Source organism: Pseudomonas sp. P110(2024), assembly GCF_057480795.1.
In genome coordinates, this window is sequence record NZ_JBLIYT010000018.1 from 48,612 (window position 1) to 70,583 (window position 21,972).

The 21,972-nt window shown below is 65.6% G+C and carries 13 protein-coding genes and 2 pseudogenes; 11 read left to right on the top strand and 4 right to left on the bottom strand.

What is annotated here, in order from left to right; translation table 11 throughout:
* The first annotated feature begins 14 nt into the window (after positions 1-14).
* From AC25ND_RS24205 to AC25ND_RS24215, 3 genes are read left to right on the top strand one after another with little or no spacing between them, the layout of a single operon-like run.
* Complete coding sequence (locus AC25ND_RS24205; protein ID WP_186597277.1) at positions 15-1,781, top strand: type I secretion system permease/ATPase; 1,767 nt, start codon at positions 15-17, stop codon at positions 1,779-1,781.
* Between the two features lie 4 nt (positions 1,782-1,785).
* Positions 1,786-3,117, top strand: a complete 1,332-nt coding sequence (locus AC25ND_RS24210) for an HlyD family type I secretion periplasmic adaptor subunit (RefSeq protein WP_186597275.1) — start codon at positions 1,786-1,788, stop codon at positions 3,115-3,117.
* A 4-nt stretch (positions 3,118-3,121) separates the two neighbouring features.
* On the top strand, positions 3,122-4,459 hold the full coding sequence (locus AC25ND_RS24215; RefSeq protein WP_036986196.1) for a TolC family outer membrane protein: 1,338 nt from the start codon (positions 3,122-3,124) through the stop codon (positions 4,457-4,459).
* An 88-nt stretch (positions 4,460-4,547) separates the two neighbouring features.
* Here the strand turns inward: AC25ND_RS24215 and AC25ND_RS24220 are convergent, their stop codons facing one another.
* Positions 4,548-6,065: a nucleobase:cation symporter-2 family protein gene (locus AC25ND_RS24220; RefSeq protein WP_028691345.1), complete on the bottom strand. Its 1,518-nt coding sequence runs from the start codon at positions 6,063-6,065 to the stop codon at positions 4,548-4,550.
* A gap of 261 nt (positions 6,066-6,326) precedes the next feature.
* On the bottom strand, positions 6,327-6,695 hold the full coding sequence (locus tag AC25ND_RS24225) for a PilZ domain-containing protein (RefSeq protein WP_028691346.1): 369 nt from the start codon (positions 6,693-6,695) through the stop codon (positions 6,327-6,329).
* A 166-nt stretch (positions 6,696-6,861) separates the two neighbouring features.
* On the opposite strand from AC25ND_RS24225, the gene AC25ND_RS24230 reads away from it, so the two are divergent.
* The 4 genes and pseudogenes from AC25ND_RS24230 to AC25ND_RS24245 all read left to right on the top strand — a co-directional run.
* On the top strand, positions 6,862-8,928 hold the full coding sequence (locus AC25ND_RS24230; RefSeq protein ID WP_062362098.1) for a carbon starvation CstA family protein: 2,067 nt from the start codon (positions 6,862-6,864) through the stop codon (positions 8,926-8,928).
* 13 nt (positions 8,929-8,941) lie between these two features.
* Complete coding sequence (locus AC25ND_RS24235; RefSeq protein WP_028691348.1) at positions 8,942-9,139, top strand: YbdD/YjiX family protein; 198 nt, start codon at positions 8,942-8,944, stop codon at positions 9,137-9,139.
* Positions 9,140-9,217: 78 nt separating this feature from the next.
* Positions 9,218-10,195, top strand: a complete 978-nt coding sequence (gene yjiA / locus AC25ND_RS24240; RefSeq protein ID WP_028691349.1) for a GTPase — start codon at positions 9,218-9,220, stop codon at positions 10,193-10,195.
* 126 nt (positions 10,196-10,321) lie between these two features.
* Positions 10,322-10,540 (top strand): annotated as a pseudogene (locus AC25ND_RS24245) (helix-turn-helix domain-containing protein); the annotation flags it as partial.
* A 59-nt stretch (positions 10,541-10,599) separates the two neighbouring features.
* On the opposite strand, the gene glyA reads toward AC25ND_RS24245, so the two are convergent.
* Complete coding sequence (gene glyA, locus AC25ND_RS24250; protein WP_028691350.1) at positions 10,600-11,853, bottom strand: serine hydroxymethyltransferase; 1,254 nt, start codon at positions 11,851-11,853, stop codon at positions 10,600-10,602.
* A gap of 312 nt (positions 11,854-12,165) precedes the next feature.
* Positions 12,166-15,150, bottom strand: a pseudogene (locus tag AC25ND_RS24255) (sensor domain-containing protein); the annotation flags it as partial.
* Between the two features lie 1,098 nt (positions 15,151-16,248).
* Here AC25ND_RS24255 and AC25ND_RS24260 point away from each other — a divergent pair.
* The 4 genes from AC25ND_RS24260 to AC25ND_RS24275 all read left to right on the top strand — a co-directional run bounded on the left by AC25ND_RS24260 (position 16,249) and on the right by AC25ND_RS24275 (position 21,953).
* Positions 16,249-16,641, top strand: coding sequence for a hypothetical protein (locus AC25ND_RS24260; protein WP_062362092.1), 393 nt, complete (start codon positions 16,249-16,251; stop codon positions 16,639-16,641).
* Between the two features lie 228 nt (positions 16,642-16,869).
* A complete protein-coding gene (gene ettA, locus AC25ND_RS24265; protein ID WP_028691353.1) occupies positions 16,870-18,537 on the top strand; it encodes an energy-dependent translational throttle protein EttA in 1,668 nt (555 codons plus the stop codon).
* A 278-nt stretch (positions 18,538-18,815) separates the two neighbouring features.
* Positions 18,816-20,156 (top strand): NADP-specific glutamate dehydrogenase, encoded by a 1,341-nt coding sequence (gene gdhA, locus AC25ND_RS24270; protein WP_028691354.1) that lies wholly within the window; start codon positions 18,816-18,818, stop codon positions 20,154-20,156.
* 246 nt (positions 20,157-20,402) lie between these two features.
* On the top strand, positions 20,403-21,953 hold the full coding sequence (locus AC25ND_RS24275) for a collagen-like triple helix repeat-containing protein (RefSeq protein WP_288518933.1): 1,551 nt from the start codon (positions 20,403-20,405) through the stop codon (positions 21,951-21,953).
* Positions 21,954-21,972: the final 19 nt, after the last annotated feature.

Sequence of the window (21,972 nt, forward strand, 5' to 3'; positions counted from 1 at the left end):
GAGGTTTCCAACCAATGCGAACCGCTCCCACCGCGGCCAACGAAGTGCTGCGGGCGCTCAGGGCCTGCCGTGCCGGGCTTGGCAACGTTGCGCTGTTCACCGCGGTGATCAACGTGCTGATGCTGGCCCCGGCGCTGTACATGCTGCAGGTCTACGACCGGGTCCTGTCGTCGCGCAACGAGATGACCTTGCTGATGCTCAGCCTCATGGTGCTTGGGGTGTTCGCCTTCATGGGTCTGCTGGAGTGGCTGCGCAGCCAGGTGGTGATCCGCCTGGGCACGCGCATGGACATGAACCTCAACCCACGCGTGTTCGAGGCCGCCTACGAGGCCAGCCTGGCCGGGCACCGGGGCGCGGCGGGGCAGATGCTTGCCGACCTGACCGCGCTGCGCCAGTTCGCCACCGGCCAGGCCCTGTTCGCGTTTTTCGACGCGCCGTGGTTCCCGGTGTACCTGCTGGTGATGTTCCTTTTCAGCCCATGGCTCGGCCTGATGGCGCTGCTGGGGGCGGTGCTGCTGACGCTGCTGGCCTGGGTCAACGAACGTTTGACCCAGGCGCCGTTCGCCGAGGCCGGCCAGCTGTCGCAGCAGGCCGGCCTGGAGGCCAGCGCCAACCTGCGCAATGCCGAGGTGATCGAGGCCATGGGCATGCTGGCGGCGGTGCGCCAGCGCTGGGCGCGCCTGCACCACGGCTTCCTGGCCCGGCAGAACCTGGGCAGCGAGCGCACCGCGGCAGTCACCGCGCTGACCAAGACCGTGCGCCTGGCTCTGCAGTCGCTGGTACTCGGCCTGGGCGCCTGGTTGGCCATCGAGCAACTGATCACGCCGGGGATGATGATCGCCGGTTCCATCCTCATGGCCCGGGTGCTGGCACCCATTGACCAGTTGATCGGTGCCTGGCGCCAATGGAGTGGTGCGCGCCTGGCCTATCAGCGCCTCAGCGAGCTGCTGCGGGCCCAGCCGCCGCGCCCGGCGGGCATGCCGCTGCCGGCGCCGCTCGGCAAGCTGACACTTGAGCAGGTGGGGGCGACGCAGCCGGGGAGCAGCCGTCTGTGCCTGAACAACCTGGGCTTCGAACTGCCTGCGGGTGAGTCACTGGGAATCATCGGCCCGTCCGGCTCGGGCAAGTCGACCCTGGCGCGGCTGCTGGTCGGCGCCGTTGTTCCGGCGAGCGGCAAGGTCCGCCTGGATGGCGCGGACCTGAGGGTCTGGGACCGTGGCGCACTGGGGCAGCATATCGGCTACCTGCCCCAGGATGTGCAGCTGTTCGCCGGCAGCATCGCCGATAACATCGCCCGGCTCGGCGCGGTGGATGCCCAGCAAGTGGTGGCCGCGGCGCAGCTGGCGGGTGTGCACGACATGATCCTCAAGCTGCCGGGAGGCTATGACACGCTGTTGGGGGAGGGCGGGCTGGGCCTGTCCGGCGGCCAGCGCCAGCGCATCGGCCTGGCGCGGGCGCTGTATGGGCTGCCGGCGCTGATCGTGCTCGACGAGCCCAATTCCAATCTCGATGAGGCCGGGGAGCAGGCGTTGGTCGAGGCCATTGCCAGGCTGCGCGAGCACAAGCGCACATTGATCCTGATCACCCACAAGTCCTCGCTGTTGGCCGGCCTGGACAACCTGCTGATGCTCAAGGGCGGCCAGTTGCAGGCCTTCGGCCCCACCGCCCGGGTGCTGCAGGACGCACAGCGGGCCGCTCGGCCGGCGCCCGCCCCCGTCGCGCCATCCTCCACACGCAACCCCATCGGCCTGAGCGTCACCTTCGGCCAGCCAAGAGCCTGACACCATGAGCGTACACGCCCTCTCCACGCAAAAGACCGAGGCGAGCCTGCTCAGCCTCGACGAACACCGCCCGGGCCGGGTGGGCCGCTGGCTGGTGCTGGCAGGTTTCGGCGGTTTCCTCCTGTGGGCCGCGCTGGCGCCGCTGGACAAAGGCGTGCCGGTCAGCGGCAGCGTGATGGTCGCCGGTAGCCGACAGGCCGTGCAGCACCCCACGGGCGGGGTGATCGAGCAGTTGCTGGTGCGTGACGGCGACACGGTGAGCGCCGGCCAGGTCGTGCTGCGCATGGATCCGACCCAGGCCCAGGCCCAGGTCGGTTCGCTACGGGTACAGTACGTCAACGCCCGCGCCGCCGAGGCGCGCCTGCTGGCCGAGCGCGATGGCAGGGCTTCGATCGACTTCCCCCAAGGCCTGCGTGACCAGGCCGCCAGTGCCTGGGTGGCCACGGTGCTGGAGAGCCAGCGGCAACTGCGCAGCAGCCGCGCCCAGGCGCTGGAGATGGAGCTTGGCGGCCTGCGCGAGAGCATCGCTGGCGCCGAAGCCTCGCTGCAGGGCCTGCAAGGCTCGCTGGCCAGCAAACAGGCCCAGCGTGACGCGCTGGACGAACAGTTGCGCGGCCTGCGCGAACTGGCTCGGGATGGCTACATCGCCCGCAATCGCCTGCTCGACAGTGAGCGCCTGCTGGCCCAGGTCAACGGCTCGATTGCCGAGGACTTCGGCAGCATCGGCCGCGCCCGGCGTCAGGTCCTGGAACTCAAGCTGCGCATCGGCCAGCGCCAGCAGGAGTACCAGAACGAAGTGCGCCAGCAGCTCACCGAGCTGCAGGCCAGCGCAGAGGACCTGGACAACCGCCTGCGCAGCGCCGAGTTCGAGCTGGCCCATACCCAGGTGCGGGCCCCCGTGGCCGGCACCGTGGTGGGCCTGAGCGTATTCACCGACGGTGGCGTCATCGCCCGCGGCCAGCAACTGATGGAGATCGTGCCGCGCGATGCGCCGCTGCTGGTCGAAGCCCGCGCCTCGGTGGACATGATCGACCGCCTGCGCCCCGGGTTGCCGGTGGAGCTGATGTTCGTCGCCTTCAACCAGAGCACCACGCCACGAGTGGATGGCGAGGTGACATTGGTCTCGGCCGATCGCCTGATCGACGAAAAGACCCAGCAGCCCTACTACCAGGTGCGCATCAAGGTCAGCGACCAGGGCCTCGGCCAACTGGCCGGCCTGGATATCCGCCCGGGCATGCCGGTGGAGGCCTTCGTGCGGACTGGCGAGCGCTCGCTGCTCAACTACCTGTTCAAGCCACTGGCCGACCGGGTGCATGTCGCCCTGACCGAGGAATAAGGGCATGTCCGTGCTACTGCGTGCCGCCTGCCCGCTGCTGTTGTTCACGAGCCTGTCGGCGCAGGCCCTGGACCTGGGTGACGCCTATGCCCTGGCGCTGCGCAACGATCCCACCTGGCAGGGCTCCATCGCCGAGCGCGAGGCCGGGCTCGAAAACCTGGCGATCGGTCGCGCTGGCCTGCTGCCCAGGTTGTCGTATCGCTACAACCGTGCCCGCAACGATTCCGAGGTGACCCAGCGTAGCCAGTTCGGCGACGTGACCACCCAGCGCGATTACCGCAGCTACAGCTCGACCCTGACCCTCGAGCAGCCGTTGTTCGACTACGCCGCCTGGAGCGACTACCGCCGTGGTGTGGCCCAGGCCGCCCTGGCCGACGAGCGCTATCGCGGTCGTGGCCAGGAGCTGATGGTGCGTCTGTTCGGCGCCTACAGCGAAGCGTTGTTCGCCAACGAACAGATCGCCCTGGCCCAGGCCCAGCGGCGTACCTATGCCGAGCAGATGACCCTCAACGAGCGCCTGCTCAAGGGCGGCGAGGGCACCCGCACCGATGTGCTGGAAACCCGCGCCCGCTACGAGTTGGCGCAGGCCCAGGAAATCGAGGCTGGCGACAATCTCGATGCGGCGCTGCACGCCTTGCAGGCGATCATCGGCGAGCCGGTGGCGGTCGAGGACCTGGCGCCGATGACCGCCGATTTTCGCGTCCAACCCCTGACCCCCACACGTTTCGAGCGCTGGCGCGACCTGGCCGTGGCCCACAACGCCGAGCTGGCCAGCCAGCGCCATGGGTTGGAGGTCGCCGAGCAGAACATCGAGCGGCAACGGGCCGGGCACCTGCCTTCGTTGAGTGCCTATGCCAGCAAGGGCATTTCCAGTTCGAGCTCCGAGAGCAGCTACAACCAACGCTACGATACCGACAGCATCGGCGTGCAGTTGAGCGTGCCGCTGTATGCCGGGGGCGGGGTGCAGGCGTCAGTGCGTCAGGCTCGTGCCCAGCGCGATGCCGCGGGGTTCGAACTGGATGCACAGCTGAACGACACGCTCACCCAACTGCGTCGGCAGTTCAACCTGTGTGCCAGCGGCACGGCGAAGATCCGCGCCTACGACCTGGCGGTGAAGGCGGCCTCGGCCCTGGTGCAGGCCACACGCAAGAGCGTGCGGGGAGGGGAAAGGGTCAACCTCGATGTGCTGGATGCCGAGCAACAGCTGTTCAGTGCCAGGCGTGACCTGGCGCAGGCACGCCATGAGTACCTGCGGGCGTGGTTGCAGCTGCGCTATCTGGCGGGCGTACTGGAGGCGGGGGATCTGAATGCGTTGAGCAGGTATTTTCTGTCGCACGGATAGTGCGTCGGCGCTCCGACACCTGCACCAGATAAAAAAGGGAGCCGACGATGCGCGTCGGCTCCCCCTCGATGACCGTCCTGGTCAGCGATCAGTGTTCGGCAACCGCCTTGCGCCTGGGCGCCTCGTTGCCGTGCTCGTCAAGCTCCAGCACCGGAACCTCATTGCCGTCGGCGTCGAACAGCTTGCCGTCCTTGAAGTAGTCGCCATCGCGCAGGGCCGAGATGTCCGAGTACTGGATGGTGCGCTCGTAGGCCGCGGCGAATACCGACTGGTTTTCCGAGTTGCCGGTGGTGAAGTGGTTGAAGATCAGGTTCAGCAGGATGGCCATGATCGCCGCCGAGCTGATGCCGGAGTGGAAGATGGTTTCGAACCAGCTCGGGAAGTTGTGGTAGAAGGTCGGCGCCGCGATCGGGATCATGCCGAAGCCCAGCGAGGCAGCGACGATGATCAGGTTGACGTTGTTCTTGTAGTTGACCTTGGACAGGGTGCGGATGCCGCTGGCCGCCACGGTGCCGAACAGCACGATACCCGCGCCGCCGAGGACCGGGGTCGGTACCGCGGCGATGACCCGGCCCATGATCGGCAGCAGGCCCAGCACCACCAGGATTACCCCGCCGGTGGCCACCACGTAGCGGCTCTTCACCCCGGTCACGGCCACCAGGCCGACGTTCTGGGCAAAGGCGCTCTGGGTGAACGAGCCGAAGATCGGCGCCAGGATGCTCGACGCCATGTCGGCGCGCAGGCCATTGCCCAGGCGCTTGGAGTCGACCTTGGTGTCGATGATCTCACCCACGGCGAGGATGTCCGCCGAGGTTTCCACCAGGGTCACCATGATCACGATGCACATCGACAGGATCGCGGCGATATGGAAGGTCGGCATGCCGAAGTGGAACGGCGTGGGGAAGGCGAAAATCGGGCCTTCGGTAACTTTGCTGAAGTCGGTCATGCCCAGCGCCCAGGCAATCAGGGTGCCGGCGACCATGGCCAGGAGGATCGACAGGCGCGAGATGCTCGCGCTGCCCAGCTTGCTCAGCAGCAGGACGATGGCGAAGGTCAGGGCCGCCAGGCCGATGTTGGCCACGCTGCCGAACTCCGGCGAGGCGCTGTTGCCGCCCATCACCCAGCGTGCGGCCACGGGCATCAGGGTCAGGCCGATGGTGGTGATGACGATGCCGGTGACCAGCGGCGGGAAGAACTTGGTGATGCGCGAGAACACCGGGGTGATCAGGAAACCGATGAGCGAGGCCGCCATCACCGCGCCCAGCACCGAAGGCAAGCCGCCACCGCTCTGGCTGCCGAGGATCGCGCCCATGGTCGCCACGCCGGCGAACGACACGCCCTGCACCAGCGGCAGCTGGCAGCCGAAGAACGGCAGGCCAAGGGTCTGCAGCAACGTCGCCAGGCCCCCGGCGAACAGCGAGGCGGCGATCAACAGGCCGATTTCCGCCGGGGCCAGGCCGGCGGCCTGGCCGAGGATCAGGGGTACGGCGACAATCCCTCCATACATGGTCAGGACATGCTGCAGCCCGTAGGCCAGGTTGGCGCCAAGGCCGAGGTTCTCGTCCTCGGGGCGCGGGGCGGGAGACGTGCTGGGGGACGTGGTCATTGGAGCAGGCTCTCTGTTTATTGTTGTGCCGCTACTGTAGACAACAAGCACAAAAAATTGCCACAAAAATTGTATACAAAGTTTTGATCGTAGCGACGGAACTGGTGCGTCCAGGGTGCGTGAAACCTGGATGCAGGTTGCGTTCCAACTTGCAGGAGGCTGTATCAGAGGGGTGTGTACAAAGCACTTGGCAGGCGTATGAAAGCTGTCTGGCTGGACAGGAAAGCCGTCACAGCCAGATAGATAGCAAGCTAAGAGATATCAATCTTCGATGAGTTCGCGCAGCTCGCGCATCATTTCGGTGCTGTCACCCACGTTCAGTTCCACCAGACGGTGCAGATGGGTCATCGAATCGATGTCGATGTGCAGGCAGATGAAACCCAGGCGGCTCGGCTCCTCGTGGCGCAGTTCGACCTGCATCAGCACCTGGGTCTTCTTGTCGTTGAGGTGGATGATCGCTTCGAAATCCTGGGTGAGGTCGGCATTCCAGGGATCGGGGCGCTCGATCAGCAAGCCCTTGAGCGACAGGTCGAGCAGTTTCACCGGCCAGCGCCGCTCGCCCTGGCGCAGTTCAGTGGGGGCATCGAAGGCGATGCGTTGAAAGCGGCGGCGTTCGTCGTGGTCGCTCATGGGAAAAGCCCTCGGGGGTTCAACCTGACTATAGTGGGTTATGGTGCAGTATCAGGTACCGCAATCTGGCCGCAGAGGCTCTAGACCAAAGCAAGTGTGGCAATGCGCGATGAGTCGCCCTAGACTCGATGGGCGGTCTTTCCAATCCACCAGCTGGAAGTAAACCATGAACAACAATAATAGCCTGCTACGCCACATTCCGTGGCTGGCGCTGGCAGTCATAGGGGCCTGCGCGCTGGGTGTGGTCGCCCTGCGTCGCGGTGAGGCCATCAACGCCTTGTGGATCGTGGTCGCGGCAGTGGCCCTTTACCTGGTCGCCTACCGTTACTACAGCCTGTTCATCGCCACCAAGGTGATGCAGCTCGACCCCCGCCGGGCCACGCCCGCGGTGCTCAACAACGATGGCCTGGACTACGTCCCGACCAACAAGCACATTCTCTTCGGCCACCACTTCGCCGCCATCGCCGGCGCCGGCCCGCTCGTCGGCCCGGTGCTCGCCGCGCAGATGGGCTACCTGCCCGGCACGCTGTGGCTGATCGCCGGCGTGGTGCTGGCCGGCGCGGTGCAGGACTTCATGGTCCTGTTCCTCTCCACCCGCCGCAACGGCCGCTCGCTGGGCGACATGGTACGCGAGGAAATGGGCCGCATCCCGGGCACCATCGCCCTGTTCGGCTGCTTCCTGATCATGATCATCATCCTCGCGGTGCTGGCGCTGATCGTGGTCAAGGCCCTGGCCGAGAGCCCGTGGGGCATGTTCACGGTGATGGCGACCATCCCGATCGCGATGTTCATGGGCATCTACATGCGCTACATCCGCCCGGGCCGCATCGGCGAGATCTCGGTCATCGGCGTGGTCCTGCTGCTGCTGTCGATCTGGCTGGGGGGCCAGATCGCCGCAGATCCGGTGTGGGGCCCGGCGTTCACCTTCACCGGCGTGCAGATCACCTGGATGCTGGTCGGCTACGGTTTCGTCGCTGCCGTGCTGCCGGTGTGGCTGGTGCTGGCGCCGCGTGACTACCTGTCGACCTTTCTCAAGATCGGCACCATCGTCGGCCTTGCCATCGGCATCCTGATCATCGCGCCCGAACTGAAGATGCCGGCGCTGACCCAGTTCACCGACGGCACGGGCCCGGTTTGGAAGGGCACCCTGTTCCCGTTCCTGTTCATCACCATCGCCTGCGGCGCGGTGTCCGGCTTCCACGCGCTGATCTCCTCGGGGACCACGCCCAAGCTGCTGGACAACGAAACCAACGCCCGCTACATCGGCTACGGCGGCATGCTGATGGAGTCGTTCGTCGCCATCATGGCCATGGTCGCCGCCTCGGTGATCGAGCCGGGGGTGTACTTCGCCATGAACAGCCCGGCCGCTGTGGTCGGTGCCGACGTCGTCTCGGTGGCGCAGACTGTGAGCAGCTGGGGCTTCATGATCACACCCGAGCAGCTCGAGGCCACCGCCCGTGATATCGGCGAGCACACCATCCTGGCCCGTGCCGGTGGTGCACCGACCCTGGCGGTGGGCATTGCGCAGATCCTGCACCAGGTACTGCCGGGTGAGAACACCATGGCGTTCTGGTACCACTTCGCGATTCTGTTCGAGGCGCTGTTCATCCTCACTGCAGTAGACGCCGGTACCCGTGCCGGTCGTTTCATGCTGCAGGATTTGCTGGGCAGCTTCGTGCCGGCCCTGAAACGCACCGAGTCGTGGACCGCCAACCTGATCGGTACCGCCGGTTGCGTGGCGCTGTGGGGCTATCTGCTGTACCAGGGCGTGATCGACCCTCTGGGTGGCATCAACACCCTGTGGCCGCTGTTCGGCATCTCCAACCAGATGCTCGCCGGCATCGCCTTGATGCTGGGTACCGTGGTGCTGATCAAGATGAAGCGCCAGCGCTACGTCTGGGTCACCCTGCTGCCGGCCGTGTGGCTGCTGATCTGCACCACCACCGCGGGCCTGATCAAGTTGTTCGACCCGAACCCTGCGGTCGGCTTCCTGGCCCTGGCCAAGAAGTACAGCACCGCGCTGGATGCCGGCCAAGTGCTGGCCCCGGCCAAGGACATCGGCCAGATGCAGCATGTGATCTTCAACGCCTACACCAACGCCGGCCTGACCGTGCTGTTCCTGGTGGTGGTGTTCAGCGTGCTGTTCTTCGCCGTCAAGGTTGGCCTCGCCGCCCTGGGTCGCAAGGAGCGCACCGACAAGGAAACCCCGTTCCAGGCCCTGCCTGACGCTTGAGAGGATCGCCGCGATGTTCAACGACCTGGGTCGACTGGGCAAGTACCTGGGGCAGGCCGCCCGCCTGATGGTCGGCATGCCCGACTACGACAACTATGTCGAGCACATGCGCAAGAAGCACCCGGACAAGCCGGTGATGAGCTACGAAGAGTTCTTCCGCGAGCGCCAGGAAGCGCGCTATGGTGGCAAGTCCGGGCCCAAGTGCTGTTGAACCCGCGACACGCGTGAACCAGTGGGAGCCCGGGCAACCGGGCTCCCACTTTCATTTTCAGCTGCAGGAGACAACCGCGTGCAAACGCCGATTCCCGTTACCGTGCTGACCGGCTTCCTTGGCGCCGGCAAGACCACATTGCTCAAGCATATGCTCAGGGCCGAGCATGGCCTGAAGCTCGCCGTGATCGAAAACGAATTCAGCGAGGCCGGCATCGACAGCCAACTGCTGGGCGATGAACCGGTGCAGGTCATGACCCTGGCCAACGGCTGCGTGTGCTGCAGCATCCATGGCGACCTGACCCGGGCCCTGTACCTGCTGCTCGAACGGCTGGATGCCGGTGAAATCGCCTTCGATCGCCTGGTCATCGAGTGCACCGGCCTTGCCGATCCGGCGCCGGTGGCGCAGACCTTCTTCATCGATGAAGAGCTGCGCGAGCGCTATATCCTCGACGGCATTATCACCCTGGTCGACACCGCCCATGCCGAGCTGCACCTGACCCAGGCCATCGCCCAGGCCCAGGTTGGCTTCGCCGACCGCCTGCTGCTGAGCAAGACCGACCTGGTCGAGCCGCAGGTAGTCGACGCCCTGCGCGAGCGTCTGGCGCGCATCAATGGCCGGGCGGCAATCCGCGTGGTCGAGCACGGCCGCATCGACCTGGCCGAGCTACTCGATGTGCGCGGCTTCAACCTCAACCCCGACCTGGGCATCAGCCCAAAGCCCACCTTGCGCCCGCTGCTCAAGCCGGCCACCCCTGACCGTATCTCGACGCTGGTGCTGCGCACCGAAACGCCGTTGGACATCGATCGGCTCAGCGACTTCATGAACGAGCTGCTGGAAGAGCACGGCAAGCAATTGCTGCGCTACAAGGGGGTATTGAACATTGCCGGTGAGGACCGCCGTCTGGTGTTCCAAGGGGTGCTGAAGCTCTATGGCTTTGATTGGGACGCCGAGTGGAAGGACGGCGAGACACGGGAAAGCGTGATGGTGTTCATTGCCGATGAGCTGCCGGAAGAGAATATTCGGGCAGGGTTTGAGGCGTTATATCACGCATGAATGGGACGTAGCTGACTGGTTGATGCCGCCAAATGGCGGCATTTTTTTGCCTCGTTCAATACATTGGGCCACACGCTATGGCCCCCTTGAAAGAGGTACCTTTTTTGGTGCACTTGGTCGAGTCACAAGCGGGTGATTGCCTGGCAGCTGACTGAGGCGATGAAGCAGCAGAGGGTCAGCAAGAAGGCGCTTGCCGAGCGCATGCACACCAGCCGTACGGCGGTCGATCGAGCGCTTGATCAGACGGATGCCGGCATGACGCTGGCAACGCTGGCCAGTGCGGCGAGAGCCTTGGGCCAGCGCGTGGAAATACGTCTCGTGCCGGATGTCGCAACAACTCGCTGAGAACAAGCACAAAAAAGCCCGGCACATGGCCGGGCTTTTTCACATCAGGCGTCCGCCAATCAGTTGCCGTACACCGGCAGCTTCTTGCAGATGGCCTTGACCTTCTCGCGCACGGCGTCGATCACCGCTTCGTTGTTCAGGTCGGCCAGGATGTCGCAGATCCAGCCAGCCAGTTCGCGGCACTCGGCTTCCTTGAAGCCACGGGTGGTGACGGCAGGGGTGCCGAAACGCAGGCCCGAGGTGACGAACGGCGAACGTGGGTCGTTCGGGACCGAGTTCTTGTTGACGGTGATGAACGCCTTGCCCAGGGCGGCGTCGGCGTCCTTACCGGAGATTTCCTGCTTGATCAGCGACAGCAGGAACAGGTGGTTCTGGGTGCCGCCGGAAACGACGTCGAAACCACGCTCGATGAACACTTCGGCCATGGCCTGGGCGTTCTTTACCACTTGCTGCTGGTAGGCCTTGAACTCAGGCTGCAGCGCTTCCTTGAAGCAGATCGCCTTGGCGGCGATGACGTGCTCCAGCGGGCCGCCCTGGGCGCCCGGGAAGACCGCGGAGTTCAGCTTCTTCTCGATGTCGGCGTTGGCGCGGGCCAGGATCAGGCCGCCACGCGGACCGCGCAGGGTCTTGTGGGTGGTGGTGGTGACCACGTCGGCGAACGGAACAGGGTTCGGGTACACGCCGGCGGCGACCAAGCCAGCCACGTGGGCCATGTCGACGAACAGGTAGGCACCGACCTTGTCGGCGATTTCGCGGAAGCGTGGGAAGTCCAGGACCTGCGAGTAGGCGGAGAAGCCGGCGACGATCATCTTCGGCTTGTGCTCCAGGGCCAGTGCTTCGACTTCGTCGTAGTTGATCAGGCCGTTGGCGTCGATGCCGTACTGGATGGCGTTGTACAGCTTGCCCGAGGAGGAGACGCTGGCGCCGTGGGTCAGGTGACCGCCGTGGGCCAGGCTCATGCCCAGGATGGTGTCACCGGCCGACAGCAGGGCCAGGTAGACGGCGGCGTTGGCCTGGGAGCCGGCGTGCGGCTGGACGTTGGCGTAGTCGGCGCCGAACAGCTCCTTGGCGCGGTCGATGGCCAGCTGCTCGACGACGTCGACGTACTCGCAACCACCGTAGTAGCGCTTGCCTGGGTAGCCTTCGGCGTACTTGTTGGTCAGAACCGAACCCTGGGCCTCCATGACCGCCGGGCTGGTGTAGTTTTCCGAAGCGATCAGCTCGATATGCTCTTCCTGGCGCAGGGCTTCTTGCTGCATGGCTTCGAAGAGCTCGGCGTCGTACTTGGCAATGGTCAAATCACGGCTGAACATGGCGGTCCTCAAGGATCGGGCAGAATTGGGGGGGCATTCTAACCGATTGATTCGCCGCTGGCATATGAAGTGGCATCAAGTCGCGGACCAATGGCCCTCATGTTGCAGCCCGCGCCGTTTCTGGGCTGGAGTTGACTTTTGGGTCCGTTTTTCAAGGCTTGGCGCCGTGCACTGTGGGAGCGGCCTTGCGTCGCGAAAGAGCCGCAAAGCGGCCCCGGCGATCTTTGCGTTAACACTTAGGTCCTGGGGCTGCTGCGCAGCCCTTTCGCGACGCAAGGCCGCTCCCACGGAAACCGTCTCGTGTCACCGTCGTCACTGGAACATGAACAACGTCTCGTTGCTGAACTGCGCCTCGAACTGGTTGGCCGGCATCGGCCTGCCGAACAGGTAGCCCTGCACCTCGTCGCAGCCGTGCTCGCGCAGGAACTCCAGCTGCTCGTGGGTCTCCACGCCCTCGGCGATCACCGCCAGGTTGAGGCTGTGGGCCATGGCGATGATCGCCCGGGCGATCTGCGCGTCCTGCTCGCCCTCGGGCAGGCCGTCGACGAAGGTGCGGTCGATCTTGAGCACGTCGATGGGGAACTGCTTGAGGTAGTTGAGCGACGAGTAGCCGGTGCCGAAGTCGTCGACCGCGATGCTCAGGCCGAGATTCTTCAGGCTGTCGAGGATCTGCATGGCCTCGTTGACCTCGCGCATCAGGATGCTTTCGGTCAGCTCCAGCTCCAGGCAGGCCGGGGGCAGCCCGGTTTCCTCGAGGATGGTGGCGATGCGCGTACCCAGTTGGCCGTCGGAGAACTGCCGGGCGGAAATGTTCACCGACACCTTCGGTACCCGCACCTTCTCCTTGTGCCAGGCCTTGAGTTGGCGGCACGCCTCGCGCAGCACCCAGTCGCCGACGTCGACCACCAGGCCCAGCTCTTCGATCACCGGGATGAAGTCGCCCGGCGGCACCAGGCCGCGGGTCGGATGGCGCCAGCGCAGCAGCGCCTCGGCGCCGGTCAGGCGCTTGCCGTCGCCGCTGAACTGCGGTTGGTAGTAGAGGGTGAACTCGTTTTGCTCCAGGGCATGGCGCAGGTCGCTCTCCAGCTCCAGGCGCTCCAGGGCGCTGGCGTTCATGTCTGCCTGGTAGAACTGGAAGTTGTTCTTGCCGCGCTCCTTGGCGTGGTACATCGCCGTGTCGGCGTTCTTCATCAGTTGGCTGAGCTCGCTGCCGTCCTGCGGGCTCAGGGCGATGCCGATACTGGCGGTGACAAAGAACTCGCGGTTTTCCAGGACGAACGGCGTGACCAGCCCGTCGAGGATGTGCTCGGCGACATGGATCGCCCGGTTGAGCGCCTGCTCGCGGGTGGCCTTGGGCTGCAGCAACAGGGTGAACTCGTCGCCGCCCATGCGCGCCACGGTGTCGTCGTCGTCGACGCAGGCCAGCAGGCGCTCGGCCATGTCCTTGAGCATGCGATCACCCGCGGCGTGGCCGAGGGAGTCGTTGATCGGCTTGAAGCGGTCGAGGTCGAGGAACATCAACACCACCCAGGCCTTCTGCCGTTCGGCCTGCTGCAGGGCGGTGTACAGGCGGTCCTGGAACAACGTGCGGTTGGGCAGGTGGGTCAGGGCGTCGTAGTAGGCCAGGCGGTGGATGCGCTGTTCGCTGGCCTTGCGCTCGCTGATGTCGGTGAAGAAGCACACGTAGCTGGCCAGGTCGCCCTCGTCGTCGAGCACTGCGGTGATGCCTACCCACGCCGGGTAGTGCTCGCCGTTGCGGCGCTTGAGCCAGACCTCGCCTTCCCAGGTACCGCGCTGGCTCAGTTGCTTGAGCACGTAGCCCAGCTGGGCGCTCTGCTGCTGTTCGACGGTGAGCATGCCGGGCAACTGGTCGAGCACTTCGGCCACGGCATAGCCGCTGACCCGGCTGAAAGCCTCGTTGGCCTGAACGATATAGCCGGCCGGGTCGGTGATGAGGATCGCCGAGGTGGAGTGTTCGAACACCGTCGCGGCCATGCGCAGGTCTTTCTCGGCACGGCGCTGCTGGCTGATGTCGCGTCCCACGCCGAGCACGCCTTCGAAGCGCTCGTGTTCGTCCCACACCAGCACCAGGCGCAGCTCGATGGGGATCTTGCGGCCATCGGCGCGCAGGCAGTCGAACAGGAACAGCTGGGTGGGCAGGGTGCTGCGCAACTGGGCCAACTGCTCACTGTCGCCCAGCACCTTGCTGACCCGCTCCAACAGGTTGTAGACGCCGCTGAGCTGGGCGGGGTTGGCGACGATCGACTGCCAGCCGTTGGCGAAGATCCAGTCGGCCTGGTAGCCCAGCACCGCCTGCACCGAGGGGCTGACGTAGTTGAGCTGCAACTGGCTATCGGTGGAGAAGATCACGTCGCTGATGCTCTCGGCGAGCATGCGGTAGCGCTGCTCGCTGTCGCGCAGGGACTCGCTGGCCTCGATCTGCACGGTGACGTCCTTGCCCACGCCGATGATGCGGGTGACCTGGCCCTCGCTGTCGCGGGTCAGCACCTGCTCGCGGATGTCGTAGCAGCGCCAGCCGCCGTCACGGTGGCGGAAACGCAGCTGGCAGTGCAGCGACTCGCCGTGGCCGGTGTCGCGCTGCTGCTGGCGCAGGGCACGATAGTGCTCGGCGTCGCCGGGGTGCAGGAGCATTTCCCAGAAGCGGTCGCCCATCTGCGCCAGTTCCACACGGTCGTAGCCCAGGGTCTGGCCGAGGTGGCGGTTGCTGAAGATCATGCGCTGGCTGTTGACGTCCTGCACGTAGAGCTGGTCGGGCACGGTGCGCACCACGTCCGACCAGAAGCCTTCGCGTTCGAGCAGCGACAGCTCCACCTGCTTGCGGCTGGTGATGTCGCTGATGCTCAGGATCACCGCCTGGTAGTCGCGGCGCTGCTGGGGCAGGCGGGCCATCAGCCACAGGTGCAGTTCGCCACCCTGCGGGGCGGGCAGGCGCACCTCCAGTTCAAGCTGCTGGCGCTCTTCGATCAGCGCGTCGATCAGTTGCATGCCGATACTGTCGCGGCTGTCGCCGCTGCCCTCGATCAGGCGCTGCCAGGCGCCTTCGTGGCTGTCGACATTGAGCAGCTGACGCGCCACCTGGTTGATCTCGGTGATCTTCAGTTCCGCCAGCAGCGTGCGGCGCAGCTTGGTGTCCAGCGCCAGGCTGTGCTTGAGCGCGGCGCGGTTGCGCAGGTGGTAACGGTCGAGCTGGCCGGGCAGGCTGGACAGGTCGAGCACGCACAAGGCCACGCCAGTGCCCTCGAAAATTTCCTGGTAGCGTCGGCGATCCTCCTGCAGGGCGCGCTGGCGGCGACGCATGTTGATCAGCGCCAGCACCGGCAGCAGGGCGCAGAACAGCACCAGCACACACTTGCCGATCAGCGCCGGCAGCAGTTTGTCGCGGGCCATGCCTGCGTCGAACAGGCCGCGCAGTTGCCAGGTGCTGTTGTCGATGAACGCGAGCATCACGCTTTGCAGCGGTTCGTCGCTGGCCTGGCGGTGGCCATGGTGCTGGATGATCTCGCCGCTGCGGCTGTTTTCCAGCAGCCACAGGGGGTGGGTAGGGCCGTCCAGGTGGCGGGTCAGCTCCTGGTAGTAGTCCGGGCTCAGGCGCAGCAGCCAGTAGCCGCGGTCCTGCTCGGCCGGCTGGCGCAGCAGCAGGTACACTCGCTGGTTGTCGGCGCCGTTGCCATAGAAGAAGGCGCGGCCTTGGTTCAGTTGCAGAAGGTCGTCAATCAACTGACGGTCCGGCGTGCCGTCGAGGCTGTCGCTGCGTACCTGCCCGGCGGCGTCCAGCCAGGCCAGGTCGCGCAGGGCCGGCAGGCGCGCCTGCAAGGTGGTGAGCAGGCTCGGCAGGGCGGCGGGCGCCGGTGGATTGACGTAAGGCTGGACCAGGTTCAGCGATTGCTGGGCCTTCAGCGCCATGTTCAGGCCCAGGTGGTCGGCCAATTCGGCGCTGGTCGTCAGGCTGTGCTGACGCAGGTCGGCCTGGGTATGGCGGAACTGGGCGAACAGTTGCCACAACAGCAAACCCAGCAAAACCAGGGCGAGCAGGGCCAGCGCCCCCTTGAGCGAGCCACGCAGGTGTGTGCCGGCCGAGGTGTCGGCAGGCCGCAGGGATGACGGTTGCGTGAGATTGGTCAAGCGTTGGGTCCTGCGATTTGGCTGGCGATGGCAGGGGTTGCGTCCTCGCAGCATGCACGGCGCGTGCCGTGGTCGCTGGGCGCACTATAAGGCGCACGCGAGAAGCCGACTAGCATGCCCGCAAACATGGCAAAGTGCCAGTCCGTATGTCCGCGCACCGCCCGGCAGCCGGTCATGTCGGTTCGGCAAGCCCCTGCAACCTGTGCGAGAATGCCGCCCGCTTCATAGTCAACGCAACGGAGATGTACGGTTTTGGTTACCCACTATTCCACCAATGGCCTCGATTCCGCCTGTGGGCGCAGCAGTCAGACCCTGGTCAGCACTGCCGTGACCGAGGACGTATCCTGCAAGACCTGCCAGCGTTCGCTGGCCAAGCCGGACACGGCTGCCGCCAGTGCCAACAAGACGCCGTCGCTGGCCGAACTGCGCAAGCAGGCCATGCCTGCGGTCGAGGCCGTCACCCCGGCGGCTGGCAAGCCTGTTGCCGCGCCCGCCAAGGCCGCGAGCAAGCCCGCCGCCAAGGCTGCGGAAAAACCTGCCCGCAATGGCGGCTTCAGCGTCAAGGCCGCCTGGGCCGCGCGCCTGGCCGAGCAGTCGGACCGTTGCCGCCTGCCGCGCGGCAAGGTCAAGCAAGCGCACGTCTGAGCCTGCGTCACCTTGATCGCGGGCCAACCCCGCTCCCATGCAACAACGCCGTGGCGTGGGAGCGGGCTTGACCCGCGGTAGCCGCCGAACGGCGCCGCCATCTACCCATCTGTGCAACGCCGCGAGTTGGCGTAGAATGGCCCACTTTGTTCAACGACACCCCGTAATCACATCCCCCTGGCCCATGCCGGGGCGCGTGTCTTTACCTATCTGATAGAGGGCTTGGTTTTGGCTCAATACGTCTACACCATGCATCGGCTGAGCAAGGTCGTGCCGCCGAAGCGGGAAATTCTCAAGAACATTTCCCTGTCGTTCTTCCCTGGCGCCAAGATCGGCGTGCTGGGCCTGAACGGCGCGGGTAAATCGACCCTGCTGCGGATCATGGCGGGCGTCGACAAGGAATTCGACGGCGAAGCCCGTCCGATGCCCGACATCAACGTCGGCTACCTGCCCCAGGAGCCGCAGCTGGATCCGACCAAGACCGTGCGTGAAGTGGTCGAGGAAGCGGTCAGCGTGATCAAGGACGCCCAGGCCCGCCTGGACGAGGTCTACGCCGCCTACGCCGACCCCGACGCCGACTTCGACAAGCTGGCCGCCGAGCAGGCCAAGCTCGAGGCTATCCTGCAGGCCGCCGACGGCCACAACTTGGAGCGTCAGCTGGACGTTGCCGCCGACGCCTTGCGCCTGCCGGCCTGGGACGCCAAGATCGAGCACCTGTCCGGTGGCGAGAAGCGCCGCGTGGCCCTGTGCCGCCTGCTGCTGTCGGCTCCCGACATGCTGCTGCTGGACGAACCGACCAACCACCTGGACGCCGACTCGGTGGCCTGGCTTGAGCGTTTCCTCCACGACTTCCCCGGCACCGTGGTGGCGATCACCCACGACCGTTACTTCCTCGACAACGTCGCCGGCTGGATCCTCGAACTGGACCGCGGCGCTGGCATCCCGTACGAAGGCAACTACTCGGGCTGGCTGGAGGCCAAGTCGGAGCGTCTGGCCCAGGAATCCAAGCAGCAGAGCGCCCACGAGAAGGCCATGAAAGAGGAACTGGAGTGGGTGCGCAAAGGCGCCAAGGCCCGCCAGTCCAAGTCCAAGGCCCGTCTGCAGCGTTTCGAAGAGATGCAGTCGCAGGAATTCCAGAAGCGCAGCGAGACCAACGAGATCTACATCCCGGCCGGTCCGCGCCTGGGCGACAAGGTCATCGAGTTCAAGAACGTCACCAAGGGCTACGGTGATCGCGTGCTGATCGACAACCTGTCGTTCGCCATGCCCAAGGGCGCCATCGTCGGCGTGATCGGCGGCAACGGTGCCGGTAAGTCGACCCTGTTCCGCATGCTGATGGGCAAGGAGCAGCCGGACTCGGGCAGCATCGAGATCGGTGAAACCGTGCAACTGGCCTGCGTCGACCAGAGCCGCGAGGACCTGGACGGCAGCAAGACCGTGTTCCAGCAGATCTCCGACGGTTCCGACCAGATCCGCATCGGCAGCTACGAGATTCCGTCGCGCACCTACGTCGGCCGCTTCAACTTCAAGGGTGGCGACCAGCAGAAGTTCGTCAAGGACCTCTCCGGTGGTGAGCGTGGCCGCCTGCACCTGGCCCTGACCCTGAAGGAGGGCGGCAACGTCCTGCTGCTCGACGAACCGTCCAACGACCTCGACGTCGAAACCCTGCGTTCCCTAGAAGAAGCCCTGCTGGACTTCCCGGGCGCCGCCATCGTGATTTCCCACGATCGTTGGTTCCTGGACCGTGTGGCCACGCACATCCTGGCGTACGAAGACGACTCGAGCGTGGTGTTCTTCGAGGGCAACTACACCGAGTACGAAGCCGACCGCAAGAAGCGCCTGGGCGACGCCGCTGCCCAGCCGCACCGTGTACGACACAAGAAACTGGCCCAGTAAGCCGGATTTCGCTGCACAGCAATGGGGCCCTTCGGGGCCCCATTTTTGTGCCTGGCATTCGAGCGTCGGCGGGGCAAGGTGGAAGCGGGCTTGCCTTGCGATAGCCGGGTTCAAGCCGATCAGCCAAGCAAGATCCTGTGTCTAGAATTTTGTATACACTTATAGAAAACGCACCAAATAATTTCATAAAAACGACATTGCGCCCTGTTCCAGTGCGATTGGTTCTTGGTACATTCGGGAAAAAACCAAAAACAATCCCTCTTGGTGAGATGTCTACCATGATCGAATCTGTCGACGATTTCCTGGCCCGCCTGCAACAGCGCGACCCGGCTCAGCCCGAGTTCCACCAGGCCGTGGAAGAAGTGTTACGCAGCCTGTGGCCGTTCCTCGAACAAAACCCTCACTACCTCAAGGCCGGCATCCTCGAGCGCATGGTCGAGCCCGAGCGCGCGGTGCTGTTCCGCGTGTCATGGGTCGATGACCAAGGCAAGGTGCAGGTCAACCGCGGCTACCGCATCCAGATGAGCAGCGCCATCGGCCCGTACAAGGGCGGCCTGCGCTTCCACCCGTCGGTGAACCTGGGCGTGCTCAAGTTTCTGGCCTTCGAGCAGGTGTTCAAGAACTCGCTGACCTCGCTGCCCATGGGCGGTGGCAAGGGCGGTTCGGACTTCGACCCCAAGGGCAAGAGCGACGCCGAGGTGATGCGTTTCTGCCAGGCGTTCATGAGCGAGCTGTACCGTCATATCGGTGCCGACCTTGATGTACCGGCCGGTGATATCGGCGTCGGCGCCCGTGAGATCGGCTTCCTGTTCGGCCAGTACAAGCGCCTGGCCAACCAGTTCACCTCGGTGCTGACCGGTAAGGGCATGACCTACGGCGGCAGCCTGATTCGCCCGGAGGCCACCGGCTACGGTTGCGTGTACTTCGCCGAAGAGATGCTCAAGCGTCAGGACAAACGCATCGACGGTCGCCGCGTGGCGATCTCAGGCTCCGGCAACGTCGCCCAGTACGCTGCGCGCAAGGTCATGGACCTGGGCGGCAAGGTGATCTCGCTGTCCGACTCCGAAGGCACCCTGTTCTGCGAAGCCGGCCTGAACGACGCGCAATGGGATGCGCTGATGGAACTGAAGAACGTCAAGCGCGGCCGCCTCAGCGAGCTGGCCGGTTCGTTCGGCCTGGAGTTCCGCAAGGGCCAGACGCCGTGGTCCCTGCCGTGCGACATCGCCCTGCCGTGCGCCACCCAGAACGAACTGAACGCCGAGGACGCCCGTACCCTGCTGCGCAACGGCTGTATCTGTGTGGCCGAGGGCGCCAACATGCCGACCACCCTGGAGGCTGTGGATATCTTCATCGAGGCCGGCATCCTCTATGCGCCGGGCAAGGCTTCCAATGCCGGTGGCGTGGCCGTGTCGGGCCTGGAGATGTCGCAGAATGCCATGCGCCTGTTGTGGACCGCGGGCGAGGTGGACAGCAAGCTGCACCACATCATGCAGTCGATCCACCATGCGTGCGTGCACTATGGCGAAGAGGCCAATGGCAGCATCAACTACGTCAAGGGCGCCAACATTGCTGGCTTCGTCAAGGTCGCTGATGCGATGTTGGCGCAGGGCGTGGTTTGATTCGAGGTCATGGGGGCTGAAGTCTTGGCAAGACCGCTCCGCAGTCGCTTGTGCTAATGACTTAGTACTAATACTTGCGTCACCAGGCTTCGTCTACAGGATGAAATCAGCTTGATTTCATAGGTTTGCGCAGCGCCCGCCGTCCTCTACCACAGGTACTAACACCAAGTTGTGAACTACCTGTTTCGCTGTCCTCGGCTTTCACTGCTGGTTGTGAGTACAACAACCAGCAGCGGGAGTCTTCCCATGAACACTCAAGCGTGGATCAGGGCCGCAACGGCGCTGACGATGGTCATGTCCCTGGGCCTCACCGGTTGCAGCAGTGGCGGAGGTGGGCATCACAGTGAGGTCGATGGTTCCTCGGCCGACGGCGGTACGGGCGCAGGCACCGGTGCGGGTGCTGGAGACTCGGGCGGCGGGGCCGGTGGCGGTGGCACGGGCACCGGTGGTGGCAGCACCCCGGGCGATGGCAGCGCAGGCACGGGTGGGGGCAGCGGCGGCTCCGGCGGCGGCACCACGCCCGGCGGCGGCGATGGCGGCACGGGCGGTGGCACGACCCCTACCGCCCTGGTCACCGGCCAGGTGGTCGATCAACTGGGCAACACCGTCTCCGGTGTCGGTGACGGCGTGAGCAACCTGGGCCAGGTGATCGGCTCGCTGCCCATCGCCGGCGATACCTCGCTGACCGGCGGTGTGGGCGCGCTGGTCTCGTCCGCCGGCAACGCGGTGGACAGTGTCGGCAGCGGCTTGAGCGACGGCCTGGGGCAACTGGGCACTGGCAACAATGCCGTGGGTACCACGGTCGGCGTGGTCGGCGCGGCAACCGCCGACCTGGGCACGGGGGTCTCTGGCCTTGGCCAGGGCGTGACCGGACTGGCCAGCAACGGGCCGGTCGAGCAAGTGCCGGTGGTCAACCAGCTGGTCGCCGGGGCCGGGCAGGGTGTCGACCGGGTCGGCCAGGCGGTGACCATGCTTGGCAACACGCTCTCGCCGGTCGGCACCAGCGGTCCGCTGGCCGGTGCGACCCAAGGCGCGAGTGATGCCCTGGTGCCGGTGGTCTCGCTGGTGGAAAACACCACGGCCAACGTCACCCGGCAGACCGGGCTCGCCGGCCCGCTCAACCAGGCGTTGAATCAAACCGGCACGGTCCTGAACCAGGCCGGCCAGCAACTGGCGGGTTCGGGCAATCCACTGGGCACCACGCTTGGGCAGGCAGTCGCCAATACCGGCACCACCGTGAGCACCGCCAGCGGGCTGGCGCCGGTCACCGGCGGCGCGCGTACCGGGCTGCTGGAAACCGCTGGTGGGGTGGTGGCAGGTGCCGGTAGTGGCTTGGCCGCGAGTATTGGCAGCCCGACGGTTGGCGGTATCGGCGGCAACGTGGTGCAGGCGGGCAACAGCGTTGCCAGCCTGGGCCCGGTGCTCGGCGGCAACGGCGTGACCAACACGGCGGCAGGTGCTCCTGCCGCGGCACTCACCCAGCAGGTGGGCAGCGGACTCAGTCCGGTGGTCGCCGGTGTGTCCAGCGTGACCCAGCAGATCGGTGCCAGCACGGGCGCGGGAGCGCCGGTGGCCGGGTTGCTGAACCAGGTGGGTGGCGCGGTGGGTACCGTCGGCACGCAATTGACCGGCGCCACGGCCAACCCGACGGTCAGCCAGCTGGGCGCAACGGTGACGGCGGTGGGCGCAACGGTCGGCCAGGCCGGCACCCTGGTCAACGCCAATGGCGCACAGGGCAGCGGTCTCGGCGGCGCCCTGGGTGGCTTGACCGGCGCCCTGGCAGGCGGGCAGCGCTGACGCGACGGGCTACGCTAAA